The following is an 11,948-nucleotide window of genomic DNA, read 5'->3' on the forward strand; positions in this document are numbered from 1 at the left end:
CCGGGATCAGCCCGCTCGCAGATCGGCGAGGGATCGCCGCTGCCGCCCGTCTTCGAAAAAGTTGCCGGGGGCGAGCCAGGCCCCGAACGCCGCCCTCACCCGGGGCCACTCGGCGTCGGTGACCGAGAACCAGGCGGTGTCGCGCGAGCGGCCCTTCACCACGACGGCGTTGCGGAAGACGCCCTCGAAGGTGAAGCCGTAGCGCAGGGCCGCCGCGCGCGAGGGCGCGTTGAGGGCGTCGCACTTCCACTCGTAGCGGCGGTATCCGAGCTCGTCGAAGGCGCGGGCCATCATCAGGGCCATGGCCTCGGTCGCGGCGGGCCGCCGCGCCAGCAGGGCCGAGAAGTGCAGGTGCCCGACCTCGATGACGCCGTTGGCCGGATCGATGCGCAGGTACGACGCGATCCCGACCGCCCGGCCGGTGCCGGCATCGACGACCGCGTGGAACAGCGGGTCGGCGCCGGCCGCCATCGCCGCCAGCTCGGCCCGGTAGGCCCCCTCCGTCTCCGGCAGGGTGTTGCCGAGATAGGTCCAGCCCCGCCGGTCCGGCGCCGCGGAGAAGGCCGAGAACAGGTCGGCGCCATGGCGCTCCGCATCGAGCGGCTCGACCCGGCAGGTGCGTCCCTGCATCGCCTCCCGCGGCGGCAGCGGGCGCGGGCGCCAGTCGGGCAGGGCCGGCCCGATCGGCTGGCCGAAGCTGTTCTCGCGTGCGCTCATCGTCCGCTCCGTTCCTGCACCAGGTCGGCCATGTGTGCTGACATGTCCGCCGCCATATCCTCCCGGCCGCCCGCCGCGCGAAAACCCGCGACCACGCCGGCGCGGTCGGCCTCCGGCCGGTTCTGGCTGAGCTTCCACTTGCCGGCGATGCGCGCGACCGGGATCTCGATCCCGACGATGCCCTTCACCTGCGCGTCGGTGAAGGGTTTGGGCGCGTCGTCCACCGACCAGGGCTCGGGCCGCGACGCCTCGCGCTGGTCGGTGAGTTCGGCGATCTGGCGGCGGAGCCAGTCGGGGTCGTCGACCACAAGCGGCCGACCCCAGGCGTGGACGGTGGCGTAGTTCCAGGTCGGCACCACCTTCCCGGTCTCGCGCTTGGTCGCGTACCAGGACGGGGTGACGTAGCCCTGGGGACCCTGGAACACCACGAGGCATTCCGCGACCTGCGCCAGCTCGCGCCATTGCGGGTTGGCCCGCGCCAAGTGCGCGCGCAGCGTCCCCCGTTCGGACGCCGCGCCGTCGATCAGGAACGGGATCGGGTTCGCCATCAGGCCCCCCGGACCGGCGGTGACCAGGAGCCCGAGGGGATGGGCGCGGATCAGGGCATGCTGCGCCCCGAGGTCGTCCTCTCGGAAATGCGGTGGCTGGTACATCGCGGCGCTCCGGACCGGTGGAGGCCCGTGCTTGACCGATCTCCGGTCCAGGCAAAAGATCCGGTTTCACGCAAGCGACTGGACCACTTCGTGCGCAAGGACCCGGAGAGGGAAACGGCGGGGACGAGCCCTCCCGGGGACGCGAGCGCCCTCCCCCTCGTGCTCGATCTCGCGCCCGGCGGGGCGCTGCCGCTGCAGGCGCGCATCGGCTACGCGCTTCGCCGGGCGATCCTGGAACGCCGGATCGCCCGCGGCGCCCGCCTCCCCGGCTCGCGGGCGCTGGCCGAGGATCTCGGATGCGCCCGCGGCACCGTGCTGGCCGCGCTGGAGCAGCTGGTCGCCGAAGGCTACCTGACGGCGCGCGGGGGCTCCGGCACCCGCGTGGCCGCCATCCTCCCCGACGACACCCTCGCCGTCGCGAGCCCGCCCGAGGCCGCCGGGTCCTTCCCGGCACCGCCCGTGCTGTCGCGGCGCGGGACGGCCCTGATGGCGTCGTCGGCGCGGGCGTGGTTCTCCGCGCCGGTCGCGCCGGATGCCTTCGCCCTCGGGCGGCCGGCCGCCGACGCGTTCCCGTTCGCGACCTTCGGGCGCCTGCTCCAGACCGAGTGGCGCGACGGCGCCCCGCCGCCCCAACCCCTCGGCGACCCGCGCCTGCGCGCCGCCACCGCGGCCTACCTCGCCGCCACCCGCGGCGTCGCCTGCACGGCCGACGAGGTGATCGTGACGGCGGGCATCCGCCAGAGCCTGCGGCTACTCGCCCAGCTGCTGCTCGATCCGGGCGAGACGGCTCTGGTCGAGGATCCGGGGTTTCCCGGCATCGCGTCGGCGCTGGCGGAGGCCGGCCTGCGCCCCGCCCCCGTCCCGGTCGGGCCGGGCGGCCTCGCGATCGACCGGGCCGGCGCCGCCATGGGCGCGCGCCTCGCCGTGGTGACCCCGGCGCATCACTATCCGCTGGGCCACGCCATGAGCCTCGAGAACCGGCTGGCGCTGCTCGCCTGGGCCGAGGCCACAAGCGCCTGGATCGTCGAGGACGATTACGGCGGCACGTACCGCTATGCCGGCCGGCCGCTGCCGCCGCTGCGCGCCCTCGACCGGACCGGACGGGTGATCTACGCCGGCAGCTTCTCCAAGGTGCTGCTGCCGGCGCTGCAGCTGAGCTACCTCGTGCTGCCGCAGGGGCTCGCCGGCCCGGTCCAGCGGGCGCTCGCGGAGACCGGGCCGGCGCCCTCCGGCCTCGGCCAGGGCGCGCTCGCCCGCTTCATCGACGAGGGCCATCTCGGACGCCACCTGCGCCGGACGCGGAAGCTCCATGCCGGGCGGCAGGCCGCCCTGCTCGACGCCGCCCGCGACCGGGCCGCGGGCCTGCTCGACGTCGCGCCGCTGGAGGGCGGGATGCACCTGGTCGCCCGCCCCGGTCCGGACTGGCCGCCCCGGCTCGGCGACGCCGCGGCCGTCGCCGCCCTGGCGCAGGCCGGCATCGCGGCCGTGGCGCTCTCGGCCTACCATGCCGACCCGATGACGGCCGAGCCGGGCCTGCTGCTCGGCTACGCCGCCGTGCCCGAGCGCGCCATCGCGCCGGCGGTGACGCGCCTGGCGACGACCCTGTGGGCCGCCGGCGGGGGATGAGGCGACGTGGCCCGCGCCTTGCCATCCGCACCGCGCGCCTGTGCTGTCATCCCGAATCCGGCTTTAGAAGGTTCGACAAGCGACCGATGCGGCACCAACGAGCCGACCGGATTGTCCCTCATGGTTTTCGGAGTTACATAAACCCGTGACGGCGGTCTGGGACGAGGCGAAGCGGCAGGCGAACCTGCTCAAGCATGGGCTCGACTCCGCCGAGTTCGAGACCGCTTTCGATGGCGAGGATGCCGTCTACCTGCCCGTGCAGCCGAGCCGCACCGGCCGCATCCGCTACAAGATCATCGGTCGATGGCGGGACCGGTTGGTCGTCGTCGTGATCGTCTCGCCATTGGGGGCGGAAGCCATCGCCCTGGTGAGTTTGCGCTACGCCAATCCGAAGGAAAGGGCCGTCCATGATCGTCTCGGATCGCAAGACAGACGCGCCGGCATTTTCCCAGGCGGATTGGGATGAGGTCTCCGACAACCCCGACCTGACGGACGTGGAACTCGCCGCGTTGAGACCGGCTCGCGAGCTGCCTCCGGATATCTACGCCGCGCTTCCGAGAAACCGCGGCGGACGCCCGCGGGCCGCGTCGCCCAAGGTGCAACTCACGCTTCGGATCGATCGCCGTGTGCTCGATGCCTACAAGGCGACCGGTCCCGGTTGGCAGACCCGCATGCATGACGTGCTGGCCCGCATCGTGGATGATCCAGGCGCAGGTCCGCATGTGGAAGCCGATACGGCGCGTGAGGCGGGGATTTATCGGCGGACGGGATCGGACCGAGGGGTCGCCGTCGCAGCCGGTCAGCCGTTTCCGCCTTCGCAGGACGCCGAGTCTGGTCCCTCCGGCCGGAAGAAGGCCTGATCGGGCCGATCGTCCGCGTTTCCCCCTTAGGCCGCCGCCTCGGCCCTCACCGGCTGCGGCCCGGCGCGGTAGGCGGCCGACGCCTCCTCCGTGCGCCAGCAGGCGGCGAGGTGCCCGTCGCCGACGCTGAGCGAGGGCGGCGTCTCGCGGCACTTGTCGATCGCGAGGAAGCAGCGCGGGGCGAACGGGCATCCGGCCGGGCGGTTGGCGAGGTCCGGCGGGCTCCCCGGGATCGTCTGGAGCCGCGCGCCTTTGGCCAGCGCCCCCTCCGCGCGGCTGCGCAGCAGGCCGATCGTGTAGGGATGGTGCGGATCGAGCACGACCTGGTGCGCGGTGCCGGTCTCGACGATGCGGCCGGCATACATCACCGAGATCCGGTCGGCGACCTCGACGGCGGCGCCGAGGTCGTGCGTCACCAGGATGATTGACAGGCCGAGATCGCGCTGCAGCTCGCGCAGCAGAAGCAGGATCTGGATCTGCACCGTGGCGTCGAGCGCCGTGGTCGGCTCGTCGGCAAGCAGCACCTGCGGCCGGCAGGCGAGCGCCAGCGCGATCATCGCGCGCTGGCGCATCCCGCCGGACATCTCGTGCGGGTAGGCGTCGAGGCGCCGCTCCGGGCTCGGGATGCGGACGCGCTCGAACAGCGCGAGCGCCCGCTGCCGGGCTCCCGCCGCATCGATCTTTTCGTGGCGGCGGATCGCTTCCGTGATCTGGCGGCCGACGGTGTAGACCGGGTCGAAGGCGAGCAGCGGCTCCTGGAAGATCATCGAGGCGACGTGCCCGCGGAAATCCGCCAGCTCGCGCTTCGACAGCGCGAGCACGTCGCGACCCGCCACCGAGATTCCGCCCCGCGTGCGGCTGCGCCCTTCCGGGAAGAGGCGCAGGATCGCGCGCAGCGTCACGCTCTTGCCCGAGCCCGACTCGCCGATCAGCGCCATGGCCTGGCCGCGCTCGAGCCGCAGGTCGACCCCGTCGACCACCTCGACCTTGCCGAAGCCGACCTTGAGGTCGGTGAGCTCGACCGCGGGGGCCGACGCGTTCATGTCCGCGCTCATCTTCGCGCTCATGCCGCCACCTGCTCGGCAGCGGGAGCAAGGGAATGGCCCGAGCCCGGCTGGCGCGCGAGGCAGGCGGCCTGATGCAGCGGCGCGATCGGGGCGAGCGGCGGCGTCACGCCGGAGCAGACCGGCTCGGCGAGCCGGCAGCGCGGATGGAAGCGGCAGCCGTCCGGCGGGTCGATCGGGTTCGGCGGATCGCCGGTGAGCAGGGCGGCCTCGGTGCGGTTGTCGGGATCGAGCGACGGCATCGAGGCGAGCAGCGCCTGGGTGTAGGGGTGGGCGGGCTCGGCCAGCACCGTGTCCGAGGGGCCGAGCTCGGCGACGCGGCCGAGATACATCACCATCACCCGGTCGCAGATGAAGCGCACCACGTTGAGGTCGTGGCTGATGAACAGGTAGGTCAGCCCGAACTCCGCCTTGAGGTCGAGGAGCAGGTTGAGCACCTGCGCCTCCACCGACTTGTCGAGGGCCGAGACCGCCTCGTCGAGGAGGATCAGCCGCGGCTCCAGCGCGAGGGCGCGGGCGATGTTGACCCGTTGGCGCTGGCCGCCGGACAGCTCGTGCGGGTAGCGGCCGGCGAAGCGCTTCGGCTCCAGGCCGACGCGGGCCAGCAATCCGCGGGCACGCTCGATCGCCTCGCGGCTGCCGACCCCGTTGACCGTCGGCCCGAAGGCGATCGAGGCCTCCACCGTCATCCGCGGGTTGAGCGAGGCGTAGCTGTCCTGGAACACCATCTGCACCTGGCGGCGATAGGTCCGCCACGGCATCGCGCGGCTGCCCACCGCCTCGCCGTCGAACAGCATCTCGCCCTGGTCGCGCTCGATCAGGCCCATCAGGAGCTTGGCCGTCGTCGACTTGCCGCAGCCGGATTCGCCGACGATCCCGAGGGTCTCGCCCTTGAGCGCCGAGAAGTCGACGCCGTCGACGGCGCGCACGACCGACTTCTTGCCGCCGACGCCCTTGCGCACCGGGAAGTGCTTGACGAGGCCGGAGACCGACAGGAGCGGCTGGGCCGGGCCGCCGCGGTCGCGTAGCGAAGCGGTCGCGAGGTCGGCGGGCTGGACGATGACGCTCATGAGTGTTGCCCTGGGCGCTGATGCCGCGACGGCGATCCGCCGCGGGGGCGGCGACGCGCGGGCGCGCTCGCCGACGTCGGGCGGATGAGAGGGGGGCGGTGCCGAGCCGTGGGGATCACTGGCGGATCTCCATGGCGCTGCGCAGGCCGTCCGAGAACAGGTTGAACGAGATCGAGACGATGAAGATTGCCAGCCCCGGCAGCGCCGCCACCGTCGGGTTGACGTAGATCGCGGTGCGCAGCGTGTTGAGCATCAGGCCCCATTCGGGCTCCGGCGGCCGCACGCCGAGGCCGAGGAAGGACAGGCCCGAGGCCAGGATCATCGAGACCGAGATCAGGCCGGTGGAGTAGACGAAGATCGGCCCGACCACGTTGCCCAGCACCTGCACCCGCATGATCGTCAGCGCCGAGGCGCCCGAGAGGCGGGCCGCGTCGATGTAGTCGCGCGCGCGGATGCCGGTGGTGACGCTCTCGGAGATCCGCGCGATCTGGGGCACGAACACGCAGGTGAGCGAGACGATGGCGTTGAAGATGCCGGCGCCGAGCGCGCCCGAGAGCGCGATGGCGAGCAGCACCGAGGGGAAGGCGAAGAACACGTCGATGGTGCGCATCAGGATCGTGTTGGTCCAGCCGCCGACGTAGCCGGCGACGATGCCGATCGACGACCCGATCACGAAGGCGATCAGCACCGGCGTCACGCCCATGAACAGCGACAGTCGCGCGCCGACCATCAGGCGGCTCAGCATGTCGCGGCCGAGCTCGTCCGAGCCGAGCCAGTAGGTCGCGTCGCCGACCGGCTTCAGGCGGCGCAGCATCGAGCCGCGATACGGGTCCATCGGCGTGATCCACGGCGACAGGATCGCGACGACGACGATGGCGAGGATCACCAATCCGGCGGCGATCGCCACGGGGTCGCGCACGAGGCGGTGGCCGACATGGCCCCAGTAGCCGCGGGAGGCGACGAAGCCGTCGGGCTCGACCTCGGACGCCGCGGGGGCGATGCCGCCGTCGAGGGCCATGGTGGCGGCGGTGACGGGTGCGGTCATGACGTCATGCTTTCCTCGGGCTCAGGCCCGCTCGATGCGCGGATCGAGTGCGGTCTGCATCACGTCCACGAGGAGGTTGAGGGCGACGAAGAACATCGCCAGCACCAGGATCGAGCCCTGGAGCAAGGGCAGGTCGCGCTGGAAGATCGCGGCGTTCAGGAGGAAGCCGGTGCCGGGCCAGGCGAACACCGTCTCGATCAGGATCGAGCCGCCGAGCAGGTAGCCGAGCTGCAGGCCCATGATCGCGAGCGCCGTCGGCGCGGCGTTGCGGACCACGTGCTTGAACACGCCGACCTCGTCGAGGCCCTTGGCGCGCAAGGCCTCGACGAAGTCCTGGGCGAGGATGTCGGCCACCAGCGCCCGCACGGTGCGGGCGATGATGCCCATCGGGATCACCGACATCGTGACGGCGGGCAGGATGATGAAGCGCAGATGCTCGAGATCGGGCCGCCAGTTGCCGGAGCCGTCGGGCCCGGCGCCGGTCGGCGGCAGCCAGCCGAGGTTGGCCGAGAACACGATCACCATCACCATGCCGAGCCAGTAATGCGGCACCGAGACGCCGAAGACCGAGATCGCGGAGGCGACCCGGTCGAGGATCGAGTTGCGGTGATAGCCGGCGACGAACCCGAACAGGGTGCCGAAGGTGAAGCCGATCAGCGTCGCGACCGAGGCGAGGATCAGGCTGTTGACCACCGCGCGCGAGACCTCGCCGAGCACCGGCCGGCCGGTGGCGATCGAGACGCCGAGGTCGCCGTGCAGCACGTGCCAGAGCCAGATCGCGTACTGCACCGGCAGCGGCTTGTCGAAGCCGTAGGCGGCGCGCATCTCGTCGATGGTCGCCTGCGTCGCGTCCGCCGGTAGGATCGCGCTCAGGGGATCGCCCGGCGCGAGGTGGACCAGCAGGAAGCAGACCAGGCTGACCCCGAACGCCACGGGCGTCACGGCGACGAGGCGCTTGAGGATGTAGAGCAGCATCGGATCCGGGTGTCCTTGTTCCGATGACCGGGGGGCGGGCGTGGGCCGGCCCCTCCCCCGCGACGGGGGGAGGGATCGCGTCAGCGCCCCGCGGTCGCGATGGTGATGTTCGAGAAGTCCTGGAACCAGTTCTGCGCCTGGATGAAGCCCTTCACCTTCGGGCTCATCGCCCGCGGGTTCACGTCGTGCGTGATCATGATGAACAGCGCGTCGTCGACGAACTTCTCATGGACCTTCTCCAGCACCGCCGTCTGCTCGGCCTTGTCGAAGGTGTTGCGGACCTGGTCGAACAGCTTGTCCATCGCCGGGTCGGAATAGTAGCCCCAGTTGGTGCCGTTCGGCGGCGCGAAGTTGCTCTGGAGATGCCGGATGAAGCCGGTGAACGGGTCCTGGATGAAGTACGAGTAGTTGATGCCCGTCACGCCGCGCGAGATGTCGGCCTTGGCGCCGGCGCGCCAGATGTTGATCAGCGTGTTCCACTCGACCACCTCGTAGTCGACCTGGATGCCGACCTCGGCGAGGTTCTGCTGCACGAACTCGTTCATCGGCAGCGGCTGCATCTGGCCGGAGCCGGAGGCCGAGATCGCGATCTTGGTCTTCAGGGGCTTGTTCGGCCCGTAGCCGGCTTCCGCGAGCAGCTTCTTGGCCGCGGCCGGATCGTAGGTCACCTTGAAGGTCGGGTGGCCGAACCACTGGTGGCCGGGCGGGAAGAAGCCGGTGGCCGGCACCGCGAGGCCGCCGAGCAGCTCCTTCAGGCCTTCGCGGTCGATGGCGAGGTTGGCGGCCTTGCGCACGCGCACGTCGTTCCAGGGCGAGCCCTCGACCCGCGATAGGTGCCAGGTCCAGTTGTGGGGATAGGTGTTGGTGACGATGGTGAAGCCGGCGCCCTTCAGCGAGGCGACGGCGTCGGGCGCGGGCGCCTCGATCCAGTCGACCTGGCCGGAGCGGAGCGCCGCGACGCGGGCGTTGGCCTCGGGCAGCGGCACCAGCACGAGCTTGTCGAGCTTGGGCACGCGGGCCTTGTCCCAGTACGCCTTGAAGGGGACCATCTCGGCGCGCTCGCGCGGCGCGAACAGGGTCAGCTTCCACGGGCCGGTGCCGGACGGGGTCTTGGCGAAGGCGTCCCAGCTCCGCCCGAGCTTCTCCCACTGGGCGGGCGAGGACATCATCACCCAGGCGATCTGGTAGGGCAGCGTCGCGTCCGGCGCCTTGGTGACGATCTCCACGGTCAGCGGGTCGACCACGCGATAGCTCGCCACCGCCGGGATGCGGGTGCGGCCTTGAGCCGACTGGCGCGGATCGTATTGCGGGCTGTCGTTCTTCAGCAGCTTGTCGAGGTTCCACACCACGGCGTCGGCGGTGAAGTCGGAACCGTCGTGGAACGTCACGCCGGGGCGCAGCTTGAACGTCCACTTGGTCTTGTCGGCGGCGTCCACCGCCCAGCTCTCGGCCAGCCCCGGCACGAGGTCGGAGGGCTTGGTCGCCGAGGACAGGTCCCAGTTGATGAGCCCGTCGTAGACCGTGTAGCCCATGAAGCGCATGCCCTCGCCGCCGTTGTCGGCCTGGCCGGTGGTCAGCGGGATGTCGGAGGCGGTCATGCCGATCCGGAGCGTGCCCTGCGCCATCGCGGCGGAGGGCGCCTGGGCCGACAGCGCGAGGGCGCCGGCGAACGCCGCACGGGCGGTGAAGGTCTTCATCGAGCGAAACGGCATGTCGGGCGGGTCTGCTCCGTGAGGCGGGCCCCCGCGACGGGGCGCCCGAGAGGACGCCCGGCTCCATGCAAGCGCGCGGCCAGACCGGCGCTGGGGTGTCATTCTTTATTCAATCGCACCGGAGGCGCGGATCGGCGGGGGGGCCTACCCGTCGATCAGGCTCACATGCGCGGCGACCACCCGCCAGCCTTCGGGAAACCGCACCCAGGTCTGGCTCTGGCGCCCGATCCGACCCGGCGCGCTCTCGCGGAAGAACAGGGTCATCGCGGTGGCGAAATCCCGCCCGTAGGTGGTGATCACCGTCTCGGACAGGGTCCGTTCCAGGCCGACGGGCGAGCGCGCCCGGCGGAAGGCGCGGATCGCGTCCATGCCGTAGAGGTTCTCGCCCCCGCCGTAGCGGATGGTGCGGGGATCGTCGCGGAACAAGGCCTCGAGCACCGGCACGTCGTTCTCCGTCAGCGCGGTCTCGTAGGCGCGGAACGCCGCCTCGACCTCGGCCTTCACCGCGAAATCGTCGACCACCATCACGTCAGCTCCGCGATCGGGGCGCGGACGATGCCGAGCCGTTCCAGCACCCGCGCCACGCGCAGCGCCACGTCCTCGCGCCAGGGCGCGGCGATGACCTGCACGCCGAGGGGCAGCCCGCCGTCGAGCCAGACCGGCACCGCCGCCACCGGAAGGCCGATGAACGAGATCGGCTGGGTGAACACGCCGATATTGGCCCGCACCGGCAGGGAGACGCCGTCGAGGGTGAAGTGCGTCTGGCCGCGCGGCGGTGCCCGGCAGGGGGTGGACGGTGCCAGGATCACGTCGACGTCCGCGAACAGGTCGGCCACCGCGCCGCGGTACCAGCGCCGGAAGCGCTGCGCCCGCTCGACGAAGGGCGCCGGCAGCATCGCGCCGGCGATGAGGCGGTCGCGCACCGCCGGATCGAAGTCCTCCGGCCGGGTCCGGAGACGGTCGAGGTGGAGCGCGGCGCCCTCGGCCGCGGTGATCAGGTAGGCCGCCGCCCGGGCGCGGGCGGCTTCCGGGATCTCGACGACCCGCGTCGCGGCGAGCGCCCGCGCCGCCACCTGGACCGCGGCGAACGCCTCCGGGTCGCCGCCGCGGGCGAAGTAGCCGCCGGCCACGGCGATGCGGAGGTCGCCGAGGCCGGAATCCAGCCCCGGCAGGACGGGCTCCGCGGCCCGCGCGGTCGCCGCAGCGTCGTCCGGGTCGGGACCCTGCATCGCGTCGTAGGCGAGGGCCAGGTCGGTCACGCTGCGCGCCATCGGCCCGAGATGGTCGAGGCTGTTCACGAAGGGGAAGCTGCCGGCCCGGGTCAGGCGGCCGTAGGTGGGCTTGAGCCCGAAGCAGCCGCAGAAGGCCGAGGGCACCCGGATCGAGCCGTTGGTGTCGGAGCCGAGCGTCAGCGGCACCAGGCCGGCGGCGATCGCCGCGCCCGAGCCGCCCGACGAGCCGCCGGTCATGTGGCCGGCCCCGTGCGGGTTGCGGCTGTCGCCGTCGTGCACGTTCTCGCCGGTGAAGTCGTAGGCGTACTCGCCCATGTTGAGCGCGCCGACGAGGACCGCGCCGGCCGCCTCCAGCCGGCGCACCAGGGCGCCGTCGCGCGCGGCCGGCGCCCGCTCGCGGTTGATCGTCGATCCCGCCCGCGTCGGCAGGCCGGCGCAGTCGATCAGGTTCTTCACCGCGAAGGGCACGCCGGCGAGCGGCCCCGACGCCGCGCCGGCGGCCCGCCGCGCATCCACGGCGTCGGCGGCGGCCAGGGCGCGCGCGGCCGTCACGTCGGTGAAGGCGTTGACCGCCGGGTCGACCCGGCCGATCCGCGCCAGCGTCGCCTCGATCACGCTGCGGGCCCGGACGCGCCCCTCCGCGACGCCGGCGGCGATCGAAGCGGCGTCGGCGCGGCTCCAGTCGGTGCTCTGCTCCACCATCGCCTCAGGCCTCGAAGACCGGGGCCGCCTCGGCCTCGTCGGGCAGCGGGAAGCCGCCGACGAGGTCCGCCGCGGCGGCCAGGACCCGGAGGTTGGCGATCACCGGCGCGACCCAGGCGGGATCGAGGCGCAGCCCGAGCAGCCCGAGCAGCGGGGCCGCGGCGGCGGCGAAGGCGTCGAGATCCGGCGGCGGTGCATCGCGGGTCGTCATCGGGCATCCTCATCGAACGATCGGACCTCGAGCGGGCAAGGGCCGCGCCAAGCCGCCCCGCTGGGCCGGACGCCTGAATTG

The 11,948-nt window shown here is 72.4% G+C and carries 13 protein-coding genes; 3 read left to right on the top strand and 10 right to left on the bottom strand.

All coding sequences use genetic code 11. The features are described from left to right. Positions 1-6: 6 nt before the first annotated feature. Positions 7-717, bottom strand: a complete 711-nt coding sequence (locus ACFZ8E_RS13555; RefSeq protein ID WP_405042967.1) for a GNAT family N-acetyltransferase — start codon at positions 715-717, stop codon at positions 7-9. Continuing rightward, complete coding sequence (locus ACFZ8E_RS13560) at positions 714-1,370, bottom strand: FMN-binding negative transcriptional regulator (protein ID WP_243938415.1); 657 nt, start codon at positions 1,368-1,370, stop codon at positions 714-716. Before ACFZ8E_RS13560 ends, ACFZ8E_RS13555 begins: the two co-directional genes overlap by 4 nt. Before the next feature lie 159 nt (positions 1,371-1,529). Here ACFZ8E_RS13560 and ACFZ8E_RS13565 point away from each other — a divergent pair, with 159 nt between their 5' ends. The 3 genes from ACFZ8E_RS13565 to ACFZ8E_RS13575 all read left to right on the top strand — a co-directional run bounded on the left by ACFZ8E_RS13565 (position 1,530) and on the right by ACFZ8E_RS13575 (position 3,856). Next, positions 1,530-2,996: a PLP-dependent aminotransferase family protein gene (locus ACFZ8E_RS13565; protein ID WP_405042968.1), complete on the top strand. Its 1,467-nt coding sequence runs from the start codon at positions 1,530-1,532 to the stop codon at positions 2,994-2,996. 145 nt (positions 2,997-3,141) lie between these two features. After that, on the top strand, positions 3,142-3,462 hold the full coding sequence (locus ACFZ8E_RS13570) for a BrnT family toxin (protein ID WP_405042969.1): 321 nt from the start codon (positions 3,142-3,144) through the stop codon (positions 3,460-3,462). Then, entirely contained in the window at positions 3,404-3,856 is a 453-nt protein-coding gene (locus tag ACFZ8E_RS13575) for a BrnA antitoxin family protein (RefSeq protein ID WP_405042970.1), read from the top strand. Before ACFZ8E_RS13570 ends, ACFZ8E_RS13575 begins: the two co-directional genes overlap by 59 nt. Positions 3,857-3,882: 26 nt before the next feature. Here ACFZ8E_RS13575 and ACFZ8E_RS13580 read toward each other — a convergent pair whose 3' ends face one another. The 8 genes from ACFZ8E_RS13580 to ACFZ8E_RS13615 all read right to left on the bottom strand — a co-directional run bounded on the left by ACFZ8E_RS13580 (position 3,883) and on the right by ACFZ8E_RS13615 (position 11,867). Next, positions 3,883-4,899 (bottom strand): ABC transporter ATP-binding protein, encoded by a 1,017-nt coding sequence (locus ACFZ8E_RS13580; protein WP_243938530.1) that lies wholly within the window; start codon positions 4,897-4,899, stop codon positions 3,883-3,885. Positions 4,900-4,919: 20 nt separating this feature from the next. Further along, a complete protein-coding gene (locus ACFZ8E_RS13585) occupies positions 4,920-5,990 on the bottom strand; it encodes an ABC transporter ATP-binding protein (protein WP_147727493.1) in 1,071 nt (356 codons plus the stop codon). Positions 5,991-6,105: 115 nt separating this feature from the next. After that, entirely contained in the window at positions 6,106-7,035 is a 930-nt protein-coding gene (locus ACFZ8E_RS13590) for an ABC transporter permease (RefSeq protein WP_405042971.1), read from the bottom strand. Positions 7,036-7,056: 21 nt separating this feature from the next. After that, positions 7,057-8,010, bottom strand: a complete 954-nt coding sequence (locus ACFZ8E_RS13595; RefSeq protein ID WP_147727495.1) for an ABC transporter permease — start codon at positions 8,008-8,010, stop codon at positions 7,057-7,059. 80 nt (positions 8,011-8,090) lie between these two features. Then, positions 8,091-9,722: an ABC transporter substrate-binding protein gene (locus ACFZ8E_RS13600; RefSeq protein WP_405042972.1), complete on the bottom strand. Its 1,632-nt coding sequence runs from the start codon at positions 9,720-9,722 to the stop codon at positions 8,091-8,093. Positions 9,723-9,866: 144 nt separating this feature from the next. Continuing rightward, positions 9,867-10,247 (bottom strand): oxalurate catabolism protein HpxZ, encoded by a 381-nt coding sequence (gene hpxZ, locus ACFZ8E_RS13605; RefSeq protein ID WP_147727497.1) that lies wholly within the window; start codon positions 10,245-10,247, stop codon positions 9,867-9,869. Further along, positions 10,247-11,656 carry an AtzE family amidohydrolase gene (locus ACFZ8E_RS13610; protein ID WP_243938494.1) on the bottom strand — a complete coding sequence of 470 codons (1,410 nt, stop codon included), beginning with the start codon at positions 11,654-11,656 and terminating at the stop codon, positions 10,247-10,249. The genes hpxZ and ACFZ8E_RS13610 overlap by 1 nt, the downstream gene beginning before the upstream one ends. A gap of 4 nt (positions 11,657-11,660) precedes the next feature. After that, entirely contained in the window at positions 11,661-11,867 is a 207-nt protein-coding gene (locus ACFZ8E_RS13615) for a DUF4089 domain-containing protein (RefSeq protein ID WP_405042973.1), read from the bottom strand. Positions 11,868-11,948: the final 81 nt, after the last annotated feature.

Source organism: Methylobacterium sp. HMF5984 (assembly GCF_045033435.1).
GTDB lineage: Bacteria > Pseudomonadota > Alphaproteobacteria > Rhizobiales > Beijerinckiaceae > Methylobacterium.

Bases quoted from the DNA above. Each gene is read 5' to 3' on its own strand.
- ACFZ8E_RS13600 (WP_405042972.1), bottom strand. From the start codon at position 9,722: ATGCCGTTTCGCTCGATGAAGACCTTCACCGCCCGTGCGGCGTTCGCC.
- ACFZ8E_RS13595 (WP_147727495.1), bottom strand. From the start codon at position 8,010: ATGCTGCTCTACATCCTCAAGCGCCTCGTCGCCGTGACGCCCGTGGCG.
- ACFZ8E_RS13580 (WP_243938530.1), bottom strand. From the start codon at position 4,899: ATGAACGCGTCGGCCCCCGCGGTCGAGCTCACCGACCTCAAGGTCGGC.
- ACFZ8E_RS13610 (WP_243938494.1), bottom strand. From the start codon at position 11,656: ATGGTGGAGCAGAGCACCGACTGGAGCCGCGCCGACGCCGCTTCGATC.
- ACFZ8E_RS13560 (WP_243938415.1), bottom strand. From the start codon at position 1,370: ATGTACCAGCCACCGCATTTCCGAGAGGACGACCTCGGGGCGCAGCAT.
- ACFZ8E_RS13575 (WP_405042970.1), top strand. From the start codon at position 3,404: ATGATCGTCTCGGATCGCAAGACAGACGCGCCGGCATTTTCCCAGGCG.
- ACFZ8E_RS13615 (WP_405042973.1), bottom strand. From the start codon at position 11,867: ATGACGACCCGCGATGCACCGCCGCCGGATCTCGACGCCTTCGCCGCC.
- ACFZ8E_RS13555 (WP_405042967.1), bottom strand. From the start codon at position 717: ATGAGCGCACGCGAGAACAGCTTCGGCCAGCCGATCGGGCCGGCCCTG.
- ACFZ8E_RS13590 (WP_405042971.1), bottom strand. From the start codon at position 7,035: ATGACCGCACCCGTCACCGCCGCCACCATGGCCCTCGACGGCGGCATC.
- ACFZ8E_RS13585 (WP_147727493.1), bottom strand. From the start codon at position 5,990: ATGAGCGTCATCGTCCAGCCCGCCGACCTCGCGACCGCTTCGCTACGC.
- hpxZ (WP_147727497.1), bottom strand. From the start codon at position 10,247: ATGGTGGTCGACGATTTCGCGGTGAAGGCCGAGGTCGAGGCGGCGTTC.